Annotated in this window: 12 protein-coding genes and 1 pseudogene; 7 read left to right on the forward strand and 6 right to left on the reverse strand. The window is 71.2% G+C overall.

Features of this window, described 5'->3' with window-relative positions:
* Positions 1 to 42: 42 nt before the first annotated feature.
* Positions 43 to 1,029, reverse strand: coding sequence for a beta-xylosidase family glycoside hydrolase (locus NDW01_RS28220; protein ID WP_308211814.1), 987 nt, complete (start codon positions 1,027 to 1,029; stop codon positions 43 to 45).
* Between NDW01_RS28220 and sigJ the strand changes: the two genes are divergently transcribed.
* Both sigJ and NDW01_RS28230 read left to right on the forward strand, forming a co-directional pair.
* Positions 973 to 2,058, forward strand: a complete 1,086-nt coding sequence (sigJ, locus tag NDW01_RS28225; RefSeq protein WP_252826079.1) for an RNA polymerase sigma factor SigJ — start codon at positions 973 to 975, stop codon at positions 2,056 to 2,058. The two genes, NDW01_RS28220 and sigJ, sit on opposite strands and share 57 nt — an antisense overlap.
* A 257-nt stretch (positions 2,059 to 2,315) precedes the next feature.
* Positions 2,316 to 3,176 carry an NADP-dependent oxidoreductase gene (locus NDW01_RS28230; protein WP_252827160.1) on the forward strand — a complete coding sequence of 287 codons (861 nt, stop codon included), beginning with the start codon at positions 2,316 to 2,318 and terminating at the stop codon, positions 3,174 to 3,176.
* Positions 3,177 to 4,543: 1,367 nt separating this feature from the next.
* On the opposite strand, the pseudogene NDW01_RS28235 reads toward NDW01_RS28230, so the two are convergent.
* Positions 4,544 to 5,014, reverse strand: a pseudogene (locus tag NDW01_RS28235) (DUF4158 domain-containing protein); the annotation flags it as partial.
* Between the two features lie 107 nt (positions 5,015 to 5,121).
* Positions 5,122 to 5,679, reverse strand: a complete 558-nt coding sequence (locus tag NDW01_RS28240; RefSeq protein ID WP_252826081.1) for a cellulose-binding domain-containing protein — start codon at positions 5,677 to 5,679, stop codon at positions 5,122 to 5,124.
* Positions 5,680 to 5,967: 288 nt separating this feature from the next.
* Here NDW01_RS28240 and NDW01_RS28245 point away from each other — a divergent pair, with 288 nt between their 5' ends.
* From NDW01_RS28245 to NDW01_RS28260, 4 genes are all read left to right on the forward strand, one after another.
* Positions 5,968 to 6,432 carry a MarR family winged helix-turn-helix transcriptional regulator gene (locus tag NDW01_RS28245; protein ID WP_252826084.1) on the forward strand — a complete coding sequence of 155 codons (465 nt, stop codon included), beginning with the start codon at positions 5,968 to 5,970 and terminating at the stop codon, positions 6,430 to 6,432.
* A gap of 20 nt (positions 6,433 to 6,452) precedes the next feature.
* Positions 6,453 to 8,204 (forward strand): MFS transporter, encoded by a 1,752-nt coding sequence (locus tag NDW01_RS28250; protein WP_252826086.1) that lies wholly within the window; start codon positions 6,453 to 6,455, stop codon positions 8,202 to 8,204.
* 162 nt (positions 8,205 to 8,366) lie between these two features.
* Entirely contained in the window at positions 8,367 to 8,798 is a 432-nt protein-coding gene (locus tag NDW01_RS28255; protein ID WP_252826098.1) for a TetR/AcrR family transcriptional regulator, read from the forward strand.
* Positions 8,756 to 9,334, forward strand: a complete 579-nt coding sequence (locus tag NDW01_RS28260) for an alpha/beta fold hydrolase (protein ID WP_252826101.1) — start codon at positions 8,756 to 8,758, stop codon at positions 9,332 to 9,334. Before NDW01_RS28255 ends, NDW01_RS28260 begins: the two co-directional genes overlap by 43 nt.
* Positions 9,335 to 9,445: 111 nt before the next feature.
* Here NDW01_RS28260 and NDW01_RS28265 read toward each other — a convergent pair whose 3' ends face one another.
* Both NDW01_RS28265 and NDW01_RS28270 read right to left on the reverse strand, forming a co-directional pair.
* Positions 9,446 to 10,813 carry an MFS transporter gene (locus tag NDW01_RS28265; protein ID WP_252826104.1) on the reverse strand — a complete coding sequence of 456 codons (1,368 nt, stop codon included), beginning with the start codon at positions 10,811 to 10,813 and terminating at the stop codon, positions 9,446 to 9,448.
* 36 nt (positions 10,814 to 10,849) lie between these two features.
* Positions 10,850 to 11,641, reverse strand: a complete 792-nt coding sequence (locus tag NDW01_RS28270; RefSeq protein WP_252826106.1) for a glycerophosphodiester phosphodiesterase — start codon at positions 11,639 to 11,641, stop codon at positions 10,850 to 10,852.
* 243 nt (positions 11,642 to 11,884) lie between these two features.
* Between NDW01_RS28270 and NDW01_RS28275 the strand changes: the two genes are divergently transcribed.
* Positions 11,885 to 12,097: an EF-hand domain-containing protein gene (locus NDW01_RS28275; protein ID WP_252783466.1), complete on the forward strand. Its 213-nt coding sequence runs from the start codon at positions 11,885 to 11,887 to the stop codon at positions 12,095 to 12,097.
* Positions 12,098 to 12,203: 106 nt separating this feature from the next.
* On the opposite strand, the gene NDW01_RS28280 is transcribed toward NDW01_RS28275, so the two are convergent.
* A complete protein-coding gene (locus NDW01_RS28280) occupies positions 12,204 to 15,626 on the reverse strand; it encodes a glycoside hydrolase family 3 C-terminal domain-containing protein (RefSeq protein ID WP_252826108.1) in 3,423 nt (1,140 codons plus the stop codon).
* Between the last annotated feature and the right edge of the window lie 286 nt (positions 15,627 to 15,912).

A 15,912-nucleotide genomic window follows, 5' to 3' on the forward strand; every position in this document is an offset into this window, starting at 1 on the left:
ACCCGCAGGAACGGCGGCACGTGCCTCGACACCGGCGGCGGGTCAGGGCGTGCTCAGGTCGAATCGCCGTACCGTCACCGTGCCGCCGAGGGACCGGGTGGCGTAGTTGAAGATCGCGTATCGGTAGCCCATGAAGAACTGCCAGCTGTCGTCCATCGTGAAGGCGGGGCCGAAGGAGGTGAAGTGGGTTCCGTCGGTGCTGTACGAGAAGTGCCCCAGCCGTCCGGCGCCCGGATGGATGTCCGCGTTGACGCGGAGCCAGATGTGCCCGCCGGAGACGGGGGTGGACGCGACCTGAGTCCCGGTACTCGTGGTGTTCCAGTTGGTGTCCATGGTGATGCCGTCCATCCGGACGAGCTTCGCGCCGCCGTTGTCGCGCTGGACGCCGATCCATCCCGAGGAGTCGCGGAGCAGGGCGAGGCCGGCCCGGTCGCCGTCCTTCATCTGTGAGTAGTCGAGTTCGACGGTGGCGGTCGAGGTGGGTCCGAGGATCCGGTGCGTGAGGGTGTTCCGCGCGGAGTAGAGGTCGTTCGTGACCGTCGCGGTCTGCAGGGCGAGCCCGTTCCCCGAGGACCATCTGGTGTTGTCGGGGTTGTGGTTCCACTCCCACTCCGGGCCCAGGGCCGTCCCGCTGAAGGTGTCGGTTCCGGTGGGCTGCTTCACCTGGTGCGCCGGGCGCGGCACGTTCGGGTACGGGTAGGTGTCGCCCCAGCCGCCGTTGCTGCCGGTCTGCACCTGGGGCCAGCCGTCGGAGGTCCAGGTCACCGGGGCCAGGACGGGGATCCGCCCGCCCGGGTAGGAGTCCACGAACGCCATGGAGTACCACTGGCCGTTCTGCAGCTGCACGAGGCCGCCCTGGTGCGGGTTGCCGCTGCCGGAGACCGGGCTGGTGATCTTGTTGATCAGCGGACGCATGGTGTACGGCCCGAACGGGCCGCTGGTGGACTTCAGGACGTACTCGGCGTCGGCCGGATGGGTGACGAGGATGTAGTAGGCGCCGTTGATCTTGTAGAAGCGCGAGCCCTCGATGGTCCCGACGTTCGACGGCGAGGTGAAGACCTGCTGCGTCCTGACCTGACCGGTCCCGTCCGCGGGTCTGTCCGGTTAACGGCTCTGTCGCACTACCGTACAGTCCCGATCCGCAAGCTGGAGGATGTTGCGATCTGTATGGGTGACGGGCACGGACCCGGACGGTCTGAGCAGGAGGACTCGCTCGGAGCCGGATGGGAGATGCACCGGCCCGCGGTTTTCGGTGTGGCCTACCGGCTGCTGGGGAGTGTGGCCGATGCCGAGGATGTGACCCAGGATGTGTGGCTGCGGGCGGCCGGAGCGGATCTGCAGGGCATCGGTGATCTGCGGGCCTGGCTGGTGACGGTGGCCGCGCGACGGTCGTACGACATTCTCAAGAGTGCCCGGGTCCGTCGGGAGACCTATGTCGGGCCATGGCTGCCGGAGCCGCTGCTGACGGGGCCGGACGCGTCGAAGCCGGTACTCGTCGATGAGTCCGTCAGTTCGGCGATGCTGCTGATCATGGAGGAGCTGTCCCCGCCGGAGCGGGTGGCCTTCGTCCTGCACGATGTCTTCGGTCTTGAGTTCGGCCGGATCGCCGAAGTGCTGGACGTCTCCGTGCCGGGTGCCCGGCAGCTCGCCTCGCGGGCGCGACGGCGGGTGGCCGAGGCGAAGCAGTCCATGCCGCAGGCGTCGAAGGCGGAACGCGAACGCGTCCTCGCGGTTTTCCGCTCCGCGTACGAGGCCGGGGACCTGGCCGGCTTGGTCAGGCTCCTGCACCCGGACGCCGTCTACGCCACCGACGGCGGCGGCAAGGTCTCCGCGGCACGCAAGCTCATCCACGGCGGCGAGCGCGTCGCCGAGGTCATGGTGCGTGTGGGGCGCCAGTGGCACCCGGACCGCATCGACTTCGCCGAGGTCGGCGGCGAGCTCGCCCTGGTGTTCTACCGCGAAGGCAGGGTCTACTCCGTCGACACGGTCCAGATCACAGACGGTCTGATCACCGCGTACCGCAGGGTCATCAATCCCGACAAACTTGTGCGCGTCTGAGCTGTCACGTTCGGAGGGGCTACCTCGTCTCCCTGATGAGAACGCAAAACGGGCGACGAAGGAATGCGCGAGCAGGTGAAATCGATCATGCGGAACGGCATACATCCACCTGCTGCATCTTCCCGATGACGAGCCGCTATGAGCCCTGTGTGTGAACGGGCCGCGCGCTCGAGTCGCCCCTCCAAGCAAGGACCTGTATGCAAGCCATCACTGTTCGAGACCGTGACGCCGGTCTGGCCGGGCTGTCCCTGGAGGACATGCCCTACCCCCATGCGGCCGAAAACGACGTCATCGTGCGGGTGCACGCGGCGGGCTTCACCCCTGGCGAGCTGGACTGGCCGGGCACGTGGGCCGATCGCGCCGGCCGTGACCGGGCGCCAAGCGTGCCCGGGCACGAGTTGTCGGGTGTCGTCGTAGAGCTGGGGTACGGCACCACCGGCCTGAGTGTCGGCCAGCGGGTGTTCGGCCTGGCTGACTGGACCCGCAACGGCTCGCTCGCCGAGTACGTCGCGGTGGAAGCCCGCAACCTCGCGCCGCTGCCGGCGGACATCGACCACACCCTGGCCGCCGCACTGCCGATCTCCGGGCTGACCGCCTGGCAGGGCCTGTTCGACCACGGCCGCCTTACCACCGGCCAGACCGTCCTGATCCACGGTGCCGCGGGCGGCGTCGGCTCGATCGCGGTACAGCTCGCCCGCGAGGCCGGCGCCCGTGTCATCGGCACCGGCCTGGCTTCCGACCGGGACAGGGCACTCGCCCTGGGCGTCGACACCTTCCTGGACCTGCAGACCGAGAAGCTGGAGGACGCCGGCGAGGCCGACGTCGTGTTCGACGTGATCGGCGGCGACATCCTCGACCGCTCGGCCACCCTGGTCCGGGCCGGTGGCGCGCTCGTCACCATCGTCATGCCGCCCAAGGTCCAGCCCAAGGACGGGCGGGCCGTCTTCTTCGTGGTCGAACCCGACCGTGCCCGGCTCATCGACCTCGCTACGCGGCTGAGGGACGGACGGCTCAAGCCGATCGTCGGCGCCGTGCGGCCACTCGCCGAAGCACCCGCCGCATTCGCCCCCGCCCCGCGCACCCCCGGTAAGACGATCATCCGCATCACCGAAGACTGAGCAGGAGACCCCTCGTGGTCACCATGAGGATCGCCGGCGGCCTCCTGGCCGTCGCCACGCTGGCTGGGGCCACCGGCTGTACCGCCTCGGTCCAGCCCACCCACACCAAGACGCCGACCGCCACCGCGGCATCGAAGCACCCCACCGAAACCCTGACCCCCCTGCTCCAGCAGGCCCTGCCGAACGTGAAGGGCAAGACGTTCACCTCTGCGGTCGTCGACTTCCCGCCCAGCGCACGCGCCGTGCCGCACCGGCACGGCCAGGCATTCGTCTACGCCTACGTCCTCGAAGGCACCGTGCGCAGCAAGCTCGACGGCAAGCCCGTCGCGCTCGATGCGCTCGTAGGCGGCCACCGAGGAGAACTCCTCGGTGAAGCCGGTCAGGAAGTCGGCGTTCTTCAGTACGTCCAGGAGGTCCAGGACGCCCCAGCGGCGTGCGACCTCCTCCTTGAGGGCCGCCAGCCCGGTGGGCTCGGGGATGCGCTCGACCTTGCCCTTGTCGTCGACGACCGCCTCGCGCCAGTCCTTGCGCACCACGCCGTTCATGGGCACTTCGTCGCCGGCGTCGTAGAAGCGGGTCTTGCCGTCGACGTCGGCGTACTTCTTCAGCAGCTTCATCGCGTCCATCACCGGCCGGTAGGCGGTGTTGTTGCACTTGAAGCCCAGCGTGTTCAGCAGCGGAGGCAGCATCTGCTGGTAGTACGAACTGTAGGAGGAGCGCAGGGTGGTGCGGACCTTGGCCTTGAAGACCTTCTCGTTCGCCTTCGCCTCGGCCACCAGCTCACGGAGCGTCTTCTCCCCGACCACCGGGAACAGGGCCCGGCGTACGACATCGTCGGGCTTGTCGACGGCGGCCGTCGCCAGCTTGAAGAGGATGCCCTCCTTGTCCCGGACCCTCTTCAACTCGGCGGTGAGCTGCTTCTCCACCCGCTGCTCGGCACGGGCGTTGATCTTGTGGACCAGGGCGACCAGCAGGTCGACCAGGGCGTCGGTGATCTCGGCCTGACGGGACGAGCACAGCGCCGCGAGCAGGGTGATCCGTACGCCCTCGCTCGTGTCGCGGAAGTCCGAGGGGTACATCTTGATCGCCCGTCCCCGCCAGGCGGCCACCAGCTTCTCCGCGCAGTCCGCGAACAGCCCCTCGGGCAGCCCGAGCTTGCGCACGTCGTTGAGCTTGGTGATCTCCGTGAGCAGGGAGTCCAGGCCCACCGCGCCGGGGTCGCGCTTGAGCGCGGCCGGCAAGGCGGTCCCCGCCTCGTTGTCCTCGGCCACCAAAGACGGCAGCCAGGCCGTGCCCACCTCGCCCAGGCGGCCGATCGTGCGGGCGCAGAACGTCTTCTCCCACTTGCCCCGCGCCGCGACAAGTACCTTCTCGACCCGGGTCCGGCCTGGCGGCTCGATCTTCCGGGCCCGGCACTCGACCAGCAGGGCCTCGCGCTGCCGGTCCTCCACCAGCTCGACCGGACAGACCTCCACGGCCAGCCACCCGGCCAGCGCCTTCTCGTCCGCGACCGTCGACGGCCGGAACCCCAGGGCCTCACGGATCTGCTTGCGGTGGTACTCGGCAGTCCGGCCGACCAGCGTGTACTTCGTGAAGTCGGTGGCCGGGACCTTCACCAGATCGGCGACGTACTCCACCGCGACCGGCGGGACCTCTTCCAGCACATCAGGGAACCGGCCTTCCAACTCGAAGAACTTCAGCAACAGGCTGAAGCCGAGCCGGGTCGCCCCGCTCTTGTTCGCCACCAGGTCCCAGTCGCCGTCTACCAGCGTCCAGTTCGCCAACAGCTCCTCTGGCGACCACTCTTGCCGCACGCCCGCCCCCCTGGCCTCGATCACTCGATCACTCGATCAGACCAACGACGGCGCCCCGGACCGGGAAACGGGACGCATCCGGCTACCCGCGGCCTACTTTGCGGCTGGTGTCTGAACTAGGACACCAGGGCCTAGTAGAACGTGTCGCCCATGCGGAAGACGTCGGGGTCGGCGTAGTCCTCCCACAGGACCGGGTTGCCGTAGGTCGCCGAGGGCGGCCAGAGGCCGTCGGTGTCCGTCGGGGTCGGTGTCGGCGTGGGGGTCGGTGTGGGGCTGCCGGAGACGCTTCCGGTGCAGGTGACGCCGTTGAGGGCGAAGTCGCCGGGAGCGGGATTGGAACCGTTCCAGGTGCCGTTGAAGCCGAAGCTCGCGGTGCCGCCGCTGGGGACGGAGGCGTTGTCGCCGGCGTTGGTGACGCTCACCTGGGGGCCGGGAGTGCCGAGAGTGCCGTTCCAGAGTTGGCTGACGGTCTGCCCGGCGGTGAACGACCAGGTGAGGCGCCAGCCGTTGATCGCGTCACCGAGGTTCTTGATGGTCACTCCGGCGCCGAAGCCTCCCTGCCATTGGTCGGTGACCGTATAGGTCACCTGGCATCCGGCGGCGTGTGCCGAGACGGTGGTGACGACTCCGATGGTGCCGAGCGCGGCCGTCACGATCGGCAGCCAGGCCCGATGTCGGGAGATTCTCATCCAGGTCCTCCGGTCGGGTCACCTCGGGGAATACGGGGCCTCTTCGGCGCCGTCGCCGACTCATCGAGCCGGCCGCGTCGCCGACGACGTCCCTGCCCTTCGCGGCGGTCGGCGGCAGCCCGGCGACCGCCCCGAAGAGTCTCGGCGGCCGGACCATCGGGCTGTCCCGCTGACGAGGCCCGGCGTGTCCCGCCGGCGGTCACGCCCCCTGGGGTGGCGGGACCGCCGGCGGGCGCATGGGTCGCCGTAGATAGTTAAAACAGCCTTATTAAGTTATCGTTAGTATCTATGGACGAGACGGACGTATCGCCCGCAGCCCCGGATGATCCGGATGCGAGCGAGATCGCGGCGGCGCTGCGCCTGAGCGTGGGCCGGATCGCGCGCAAGATGCGCCAGGCCAAGGGATCCGCGGGCCTGGCGCTCTCGGAGATGTCGACACTGGCCAGGCTGGACCGGGAGGGCCCGAGGTCGCCGAGCGCGCTCGCCGCCGTCGAGGGCGTACGGCCCCAGGCCATGGCGACCACCCTGGCCACCTTGGAGGGACGCGGCCTCGTCGACCGGCGCCCGGACGAGAGCGACGGCCGCCGGGCGGTGATGACGATCACCGAGGCGGGCCGCGCGCTGGTCGCCGACCGGCGCTCCGAATCCGTACGGCGCCTGGCCGCCGTCATCGACACGGAGCTCACGCCGGCCGAGCGGCGCTCGCTCCTTCCCGCGCTTCCCCTGCTCGACCGACTGGCGGAACGGCTGTGACGGACGGAGTGAACGGACGTATGGGCTCTGTGGACGAACGCGGGCACGCTCAGGAGGAGACCGGACGCTACAAGTGGGTCGCGCTGTCCAACACGACGATGGGCGTGCTCATCGCGACCGTCGACTCCTCGATCGTGATCATCTCCCTGCCGTCGATCTTCCGGGGCATCGGACTGGACCCGCTCGCCCCCGGCAACATCGGCTACCTGCTGTGGATGATCCTCGGCTACCTGCTCGTCTCCGCCGTGCTCGTGGTCGCGCTGGGCCGGCTGGGCGACATGTTCGGCCGCGTCCGGATGTACAACGCGGGCTTCGCGATCTTCGCCGCCGCCTCGATCGCCCTGTCACTCGATCCGTTCAGGGGCGGCGGCGGCGCCCTGTGGCTGATCGGCTTCCGGATCGTGCAGGCCGTCGGCGGTTCGATGCTCACCGCGAACTCCGCCGCCATCCTCACCGACGCCTTCCCCGCCCGGCAGCGCGGCATGGCGCTCGGCATCAACCAGATCACCGCGCTCGCGGGCCAGTTCATCGGGCTCCTCGCGGGCGGCCTGCTGGCGGCCATCGACTGGCGGGCGGTGTTCTGGGTGAGCGTGCCGATCGGCGTGCTGGGCACCGTGTGGTCCTACCGCAGCCTGCGCGAGATCGGCTCTCGCCGGCCCGGCCGCATCGACTGGGTGGGGAACCTGACGTTCACCGCCGGCGCCGGGGCCCTCCTCATCGGCATCACCTACGGCATCCAGCCCTACGGCGGCCACTCGACCGGGTGGACGAACCCGTACGTGCTCGGCGCCCTGGGCGGGGGCCTGGCCCTGCTCGTCACCTTCTGCATCGCCGAGACCCGCATCGCCGAGCCGATGTTCCATCTCGGGCTGTTCCGCATCCGCGCCTTCGCCGCGGGCAACCTGGCGGCGCTGCTCACCGCGATCGCCCGCGGCGGCCTGCAGTTCACGCTGATCATGTGGCTGCAGGGCATGTGGCTGCCGCTGCGCGGCTACGACTTCGAACGCACTCCGCTGTGGGCCGGCATCTTCATGCTGCCGCTGACGATCGGGTTCCTGCTGGGCGGGCCGATCTCCGGCTGGCTGTCCGACCGTTTCGGCGCGCGCCTGTTCTCCACGACCGGGCTGCTCGTGGTGGCGGCGGCCTTCCTCGGCCTGCTCCTCCTGCCGGTCGACTTCCCCTATCCCGCCTTCGCGGCCATGCTGTTGCTCAGCGGTCTCGGCCAGGGGATGTTCGCCGCGCCCAACACCTCCGCGATCATGGGCAGTGTCCCGCCCGACCAGCGCGGCGTCGCCTCCGGCATGCGCTCGACGTTCCAGAACTCCGGCACCGCCCTGTCGATCGGCCTGTCCTTCTCGCTGATGATCACCGGCCTCGCCGGTTCGCTGCCCGGCGCGCTCGACAGCGGCCTGCGCGCGCACGGCGTGCCGGCCGGCACCGCGGCCCAGGTGGCGAACCTGCCGCCGGTCAGCAGCCTGTTCGCCACCTTCCTCGGTAACAACCCGATCGGCCACCTGCTCGCGCCGAGCGGCGTCCTGAACACCCTGCCCGCCGATGACGTCCACACCCTCACCGGCACCCGGTTCTTCCCGACGCTGGTGACCGGCCCGTTCCACCAGGGCCTCGTCACGGTCTTCACCGTGGCCCTGGCCCTGGCCCTGATCGGCGCCCTCGCCTCCGTGCTGCGCGGCCGTCACCAGCGCACCGGCGAGACCGCCGGGGCCGGTGCCCGGGAAGGGGAGCAGGCGGGCCTCGGGACCCGTTCGTCCTGACCGAGGCCGGGGCGCGACCCGCCGTGGCCCGTGCGCGCCGATCGGGCCGCGCCCGTCGTCCATGCCCGGCGCCCGGCGGCGGATGCCGGGGCCGCACGGACCGCTGCGGGCGGCCACGGGCCGAGGTACGGTCGCGGCCACGGACGGTGGAAAGCTGTGGGCATGGGATCGGCGGCTGATGAGGTGTCACCGAAGGCGGGCTACCGGCGGTCGGCGGGGTCGCCGCGCGGGGAGGCCAGGCGGCGGGAACTGCTGGAGCGCGTCACCGAGGACGTCGCCGCGAACGGGCTCGTGGACTTCTCGCTGCGGCGGGCGGCGCGGGCGGCCGGGACGACGCACAAGGTGCTGCTCTACCACTTCGACGGCGTCGAGGACCTGCTCCGGCAGGTGATCTTCAAGCTCCGCGAGAGGCGCATCGACAACGCGCTGGCCGCCGCGCGCGAGGCGTCGGGTCAGGAGACGCTGGCGGCGCGGATCCGCGTCGTGTGGCCCACTGGGGCTTCTCGCTGGCAGGCGGTCACGTCATCCGGGTCGCGGCGGACGATCCACGGGTGGCGGCGGCGGTCGCGCAGATGCCGCTCGCCGACGGCCTGAACGCCACCCCGAGGGCGGGGCGTCACCAGAGGCCGCTGACCATGCTGCGGTTCACCGGCCGGGGCCTCCTCGACGCCGTGGGCGGGCTCCTCCACCGCCCTCCGCTGACGGTGCCGCTCGCCGGCGTGCCGGGGACGATGGCGATGCTCACCACCCCGGACGGCCTGGACGGAGACCGGGCGCTCAACCCGGGCGGCCGGTCCCCGGACTGGCCGCAGGTCGTCGCCGCCCGCTCGGCGCTCCGCATCACGCTCTACCGGCCCGGCCGGCACGCTCCCCGCGTGCGCTGCCCGCTGCTGGTCGTGGTCTGCGAGCAGGATCAGACCGCTCCGCCCGGCCCCGCCGTCCGCGCGGCACGGCGAGCCCCCCGCGGAGAGCTCATCGGCCTGCCCGGCGGGCACTACGCCCCCTTCCTGGACGCGCACGAGCAGGCCGTCGACGCCGAGCTGTCCTTCCTCGGCCGGCACCTGGCCGGCCGTTCGGGGACGGAGGGCGACGCCGCGGAGCCCGCTTCGCCCCGAGGGGAGCGTGCGTGAGGACCGTCGAGCCGCCGCCGGCGCGACCGGGCATGAGGACACCGGCGACGCCTCGCCGACGCGCGCCGGCGGCGGGTGCCGTTCGGTGAGCCGGGACCGGCCCGCGCGCCCTCAGAGCCGCCGGGGGAGGGCGTTGCCGGCCTCGCGCACGCCCCGGGGAACGTCCACCGTGACCAGCAACGCCAGGCCGATCACGAAGAACACCACCAGGGAGACCAGGGCGGTGCGGTAGCTGTCGGTCCACTGCAGCGCGGCCGCGAACACCAGCGGCCCCAGCCAGCTGGTCCCCTTGTCGCTGATGACGTAGAAGCCGAAGTACTCCGCCTCCCGGTCCCGCGGCAGCAGGTGGGAGAACAGCGACCGCGACAGCGCCTGCGTGCCGCCCAGGACCACGCCGATCGCGGCGGCCAGCGCCAGGAACTCCGCCGCCGACCCGCGCCGCAGCCCGTACGCGGCCAGCACGACGGCCGTCCACAGGACCAGGGAGACCAGGATGACACGCTTGGCGCCGTACCGCCGGGCGAGCCTGCCCAGAGCCAGCGCCCCGCCGCACGCGACGAACTGCACGAGCAGCACCGCCGCGATCACGTCCGTCTGCCCCAGCTTCAGCTCCTCCGTCGCGAATGTCGCCGACATCGTGATGACCGTCTGCACGCCGTCGTTGTAGACCAGGAACGCCAGCAGGAACAGCAGGGTGACCGGCCGGCCGCGCATGTCCCGCAGGGTGCCGGCCAGCCGCCCGAACCCGGCGCGCACGGCCGTACGCAGCGGTTCGGCGCCGGACGCGGGCGCGGGCCGCCGGTCGCGCAGCGCGCGCAGCGGGATGAGGGTGAACGCCGCCCACCAGACACCGGCCGAGGCGAGGCTGACCCGGACCGCCTCCGCCTTGGTCACCCCGAACGCGTCGTGCGCCAGGAACAGCACGAGGTTCAGGACGAGCAGCAGCCCGCCGCCGAGGTAGCCCAGGCCCCAGCCGCGAGAGGACACCGCGTCGCGTTCGTCCGGTTCGGCGATGTCGGTCAGGAAGGCGTTGTAGACGACGGTGGAGGCGCCGAGCGCGAGGTTGCCCACGACGAACAGGGCGGCGCCGAGGAGGTAGCGCCCGCCGCCGACGAAGTACAGGCCCATGGTGGCGAACGCCCCGATGTAGGCGAACACTCCGAGGAGCGCGCGCTTGCGTCCGGTGTGGTCGGCCAGCGCGCCGGCCAGCGGCAGGACGAGGACCTGCAGGACCACCGACAGCGTGACGGCGAGGGGGTAGACCGCCTTGGCCCGGATGTCGGCGCCCAGCGGGTGCACGAACCCGTCGGCGTCGGCCGCGGCCTTGGCGATGTCGCTGAGGTAGGGGCCGAGGAACACCGCCACGACGGTCGTGTCGAACGCGGAGTTGGCCCAGTCGTAGAAGTACCAGCCGCGCTGCTCGCGCCGGCGGTCGCGGGGGGTGGTCTCGGCGGGGGTGCCGACGGGCGCCAGGCCCACGCGTCCTCCTCGGCCCGCCCGGGGGAACGGCCGGCCTCAGGCCGGCGCGGCGGCCCACTGCGCGCGGGCGGTCATGACGTCGCGCAGGGCCTCGATCTCATCCGTGATGATGCCATCGACGCCGAGGTCGAGGAGACGCGCCATCTCCGCCGGGTCGTTGACCGTCCACACGTGCACCTGCAGGCCGAGCGCGTGCGCGGTCCGCAGGAACGCCTCGGTGACCAGCGGGGTCCGCCCGACGCGCCGGGGGACCTGGGCGCACGGGACGCCGAGCTCGGCCAGGCGCACGAGCCGGCCGAACGGGCCGCCGACGGACCGGGCGCGCAACGTGGCCACGCCCAGCGGGCTCAGCGCGGTGCACACGTCCCGGCCGGACAGCAGGCGCATGCGGGCGCGTACCTGCCGGAGGCGGCGGTGGGAGAAGGAGGTGACGCAGATCCGGTCCCACGCGCGGGCCCGGTGCAGGACCTCGGTGAGCGGTCCGATGGCGTTCTCGGCCTTGACGTCGATGTTCAGGCGCGCGCCGGGCCAGGCGGCGAGGATCTCCTCCAGGCGGGGGATGGGCTCACGGCCCGCGATCCGCGCCTTGGCGACCTCGGCGAAGCCGAGCCGGGCGATCGGGCCGGTGCGGTCGGTGACCCGGTCGAGGGTCGCGTCGTGGAAGGCGACCAGGACGCCGTCCGCGGTGGCGCGCACGTCGGTCTCCAGGTAGCGGTAGCCCAGCCCGATGGCGCGATCGAAGGCCGCCATCGAGTTCTCGCGGCCGTCGGGGGACCCGCCGCGGTGCGCGAAGGGGATCGGGCCGGGATGGTCGAGATATGCGTACACGAGTGCACCTGTCGTACTAGGGGCCGCGGGCGCTGCTCCCGCTTTCCACAGTAGTGACCTTACTGCGTAAAGGCGGTGGCTTGATCAACCGTAGTCTCTCCAACGCACCGGACCCCGAACCAACCGGCACGGCGTACACGGACCACCGATCCACCACAAGCCGGGCATCTCTTCCACTAAGTTGTCTCCGTCGTGGCTCCAGGAGAGCCCTCATCATCCTCTCAACCGGGAAGGCCGGGGATCGTGGCGGACACCAGCGCCTACGCGGCGACGTTCGAGATCGTCGATGTCAACAAGGACGGGCGCGTCTCCGCGCCGGAGCTCAAGCAGCTCATGAAGGCCCTCGGTGAGGACATCACCGACGAGACGGCGGCCGAGGTCGTCCGCCGGATGGACTCCGACGGTGACGGGGAGATCTCGCTGGAGGAGTTCGCCGCCTACATGTCCCAGGGCTGACCCGCTGCCGACGCGGGCGTCGCCCTCCGCCGGCCGCCCCGGTACGGGCGGCCGGCGGAGGGCGCTCTGATGATGCGGAGCGTCCGGCCGGTGGGCCGGCCCCGGCTCAGCCGACGGTGATGGCGAAGACGTGGATGCCGTTGTCGTCGGGCAGGGTGACGGTCTCGACGGTCTTGGAGGGGGCGAGTGCGCCTCCGGTGGTGTACAGGCTCACCTTGTGGTGACCCAGGGTGTCACTGGGCGGGCGGTTCCAGTCGGCGGTGGTGACCGCCAGCCGGCTGTTGCCGCCGACCGCGTTGGCGTACCAGTCGGGGAAGGTGATGGGGAGGTCGGCGGTGCTGCCGTCGGTGTAGGTGACGGTCACCGTTCCCGAGTGCGATGAGCCGGTGCCCGTGCCCAGCAGGCCGAGCCTGCCGCCCGTGCCGTGGACCTGGATGACCTGGCCGGCGGCGGCGACGTCGTCCGGCTGCCCGGGCTGGACGTCCGGCCAGGTGTAGGAGAGGCCGTCCGCGGTCACCGTCGCGCCCGGGGTGTAGCCGACCGCGGCGAGCTGTGTGGCCGAGAAGCTGTAGCCCTTCGGGTCGAGGTTGCCGGGGGACGGGTCGCCGTCGGCGGTGACCCCGACGTTGTCGAAGGCCTTCGTCACGTCGGCGTACGGCACGACGGTCGTGGTGGCGCCGCTGCGGGTCCGCCTCCCGTCCAGGACGAAGGAGGCGTTCCCGGTGAGGGTGGCCGGGCCCGCCGCCGCACCGGCCGGCGCGGTGACCTTCCAGGTGGTGTCGACCCGGCCGCCGGGGGGAACGACGGCCGGCGCGGACCTGTTCGCGGTGGCGGGCCGCACGGTCCAGCCCTGGGGTGCGGACAGCGAGAGCGCGAGGCCGTGCACGCTGGAGTCGCCGGTGTTGGTGAAGGTCTGGGTGACCGTCTGCGTGTCACCGGGCCGAGTGATCTTGGGGGCGGTGACGGACGTGTACTGGGTGCCGAGGGTACGGCGGACCGTCACCGAGGTGGTCAGCGGAGTGTCCGCGGAGGACTCGCCGACGCGGATGGGGTACTCGCCGTCCAGGACGGTCCAGTCGTGGGCCTTGTCGTCCCAGGTCCGCAGGGCGCCGGAGTCCAGGGTGAGGGTGACCTTCCTGGTCTCGCCGGCATTCAGCCGGACCTTGGCGAACGCCTTGAGCTCCTTGGGCGGCTCGCCGGCGCTCTCGGGGTGACCGAGGTAGGCCTGGACGACGTCGGAGCCGGTGCGCCGGCCGGTGTTGGTGACGTCGACGGTCAGCTTGATCCTGCCGGTGGTGCCCGCGCCTGCGGTGACCTTGGCGGGGCCGCCGCGCAGGTGGGAGAGCTTGAAGGTGGTGTAGGACAGGCCGTGGCCGAACGGGAAGAGCGGGGTCTCGTTCTCGTCCTGGTACCAGCGGTATCCGACGTCGAGCTTCTCGCTGTAGTCGTAGACGCCGTTGACCGCCGGGTACCGGCCGGGCGCGGCGGCCACCGGGGTCTGGGTGTCGGTCTTCGGGAAGGTGACGGGAAGCCGGCCGCCGGGCTCGGCGTCGCCGGTGAGCAGCTCGGCGAGCGCGTTGCCGTCCTCCTGGCCGGGATACCACATGTCGAGCACCGCGGGGACCTTGCCGAGCCAGGGCATCAGCACCGGCGCGCCGGCCCGCAGCACCACGACGGTCCTGGGGTTGGCGTCGGCGACGGCCTCGATCAGGGCGTCGGTGTCGCCGGGCAGCGCCAGGGTGGTGCGGTCCGAGCCCTCGCTGGAGGAGTCGCCGACCACGATCACGGCGGCGTCGGCGGTCTTCGCGGCGGCGACCGCGGCCTGGATCTGCGGGTCGGGCAGGTTCGGCGACGACCAGCCCACGCTCACGGAGGCGTTGCCGCTGTTCTCGTAGTACTCCACCCGGAGGGTGTGCCGCTCACCGGCGGTGAGCTGCACCGGGGTGCTCGTGACGGTGCGCACCCCGTGGTCGCTCCAGTTGTCGGCGATCAGCTTGTCGTCCAGGTAGACGCGGCTGCCGTCGTCGCTGGTGGCCGAGAAGGTGTACGTGCCGGTCGCGGGTGCGGTGAGCGTGCCGGTCCAGCGCGCGGAGAAGCCGTCGGCCGGGATGCCGGTGGCGGGGGAGCCGCTTCCCCAGTCGAAGTCGATGGCGGTGTCGTCGCGGGTGACGGCGGGGGTGCCGGTGAGGGTCTTGTTGGTGAAGTACTCGCCCTTGAGGCCGGTCAGCGCGGAGGCGGGGATCGGGGGCTGGCCGGAGGTCGTGCCCGCCTTGACGTAGTTCACGTTCACCGAGTCGCCGAGTCTCGCCTTGAGGCCGGAGATCGGGTCTACCTTCTTGTACGGGGTGACGGCGGAGCTGCCGCCGCCCCCGGTGATCGCGGTGTCGGCGTTGGGGCCGATCACGGCCAGTGAGCGCAGGGCCTTCGTGTCCAGGGGCAGGGTGTTCCCGCTGTTCTTCAGCAGGACGCTGCCGTCCTCGGCGGCGCGCTTGGCGACGGCGCTGTCGTCGTCGAAGTTCGCGGTCACGGGCTTTGGCGGGTCGAACAGGCCGGTGCGGAACTCCAGCCGCAGGATGCGGCGGGCGGCGTCGTCGAGTACGGCCTGCGGCACCTGGCCGGCCGCGACGGCGGCGGGCAGCTGCTGGAAGTAGGTGGTGCCGCTGAACTCCTGGTCCAGGCCGGCGAGCGCGGAGGCGACCGTCGAGTGGTTGGCCGGGTAGTCGGTCCCGACGACTCCGTCGAACTTCCAGGTGTCGAGCAGGATGTCCCGCAGGATCTGGGCGTTCTCGCACGCGTAGACGCCGTTGACCTTGTTGTACGCGCACATCACGGACCAGACCCGGCCGTCCGCGACCGCCTTCTCGAAGGCCGGCAGGTAGATCTCGTGCAGCGTCCGCTCATCGATGTCGGAGCTGGAGGTCTGGCGGGCGTTCTCCTGGTTGTTGCCCGCGTAGTGCTTGACCTGGGCGGCGACGCCCTGCGCCTGGATGGCCCGGATCTCGGCGGAGGCGAGGTCGCCGGCCAGTTCCGGGTCCTCGCCGAGGGTCTCGAAGTCACGGCCGCCGAGCGGCGTACGGACGATGTTGACCATCGGACCGTAGATGACCTGGTAGCCGCGGTACTTCGCCTCGGTGCCCATCACCGTGCCGTACGCCGTGGCCGTCTGAGGGTTGAACGAGGCGGCCAATGAGACGGGGGAGGGGAGCGCGGTCTCGGGCTGGCCGTCACGGACGCCGCTGGGGCCGTCGGAGAACTGCAGGCCGGGGATGCCGAGGCGCTCGATGCCGGGGACGTAGCCGGTGGCGTGCGAGCCGCTGGGCCGTCCCACCGCGGTCATCAGGGTGGCCTTCTCCTGGTCGGTCATCTGCCTCAGCAGCAGATCGACCCGTTGTTCCAGCGGTAGTGAGGTGTTCAGCCAGGGTCTTTGCCCTCCGTCGGGGGCGGCCTGGGCCGCTCCGGTCGCCGCGGTGAGCGGCGCGGCCAGAGCGGCGGTGACCGCCGCCGCGACCGCGAGACGAGCCATGCGCATGCAGACACTCCAGTCGACGTACGGCTTCCCGAACGTTCAAGCAATGAACGGGACGACGACTCAGTGTCCGCTCGGAGAAAAAAATCGTCAATGATCTGAACGCAGATGTGAACGACTAACGAAGCTCCGCCGGCCCTCGGCCTTTCGGCTCCTCGGATCCAAGCCCGTACCTTACTATGTAAAGGCCGTGGCTCTGTTCAAGAAGACCCTGCTGAGCCGAGTACAGGCCCTGGAACGGGGGGTCGCCCCGCGCCAGTTCGCCCGCGCCGGACCCCGGACCTTCTGG

Origin of the sequence: Actinoallomurus soli (assembly GCF_024055715.1) — a bacterium.
Classification (GTDB): Bacteria; Actinomycetota; Actinomycetes; order Streptosporangiales; family Streptosporangiaceae; genus Actinoallomurus; species Actinoallomurus soli.

Bases quoted from the DNA above. Each gene is read 5' to 3' on its own strand.
- NDW01_RS28245 (WP_252826084.1), top strand. From the start codon at position 5,968: ATGGACGAGACGGACGTATCGCCCGCAGCCCCGGATGATCCGGATGCG.
- sigJ (WP_252826079.1), top strand. From the start codon at position 973: ATGGGTGACGAGGATGTAGTAGGCGCCGTTGATCTTGTAGAAGCGCGA.
- NDW01_RS28240 (WP_252826081.1), bottom strand. From the start codon at position 5,679: ATGAGAATCTCCCGACATCGGGCCTGGCTGCCGATCGTGACGGCCGCG.
- NDW01_RS28250 (WP_252826086.1), top strand. From the start codon at position 6,453: ATGGGCTCTGTGGACGAACGCGGGCACGCTCAGGAGGAGACCGGACGC.
- NDW01_RS28230 (WP_252827160.1), top strand. From the start codon at position 2,316: ATGCCCTACCCCCATGCGGCCGAAAACGACGTCATCGTGCGGGTGCAC.
- NDW01_RS28255 (WP_252826098.1), top strand. From the start codon at position 8,367: ATGGGATCGGCGGCTGATGAGGTGTCACCGAAGGCGGGCTACCGGCGG.
- NDW01_RS28280 (WP_252826108.1), bottom strand. From the start codon at position 15,626: ATGCGCATGGCTCGTCTCGCGGTCGCGGCGGCGGTCACCGCCGCTCTG.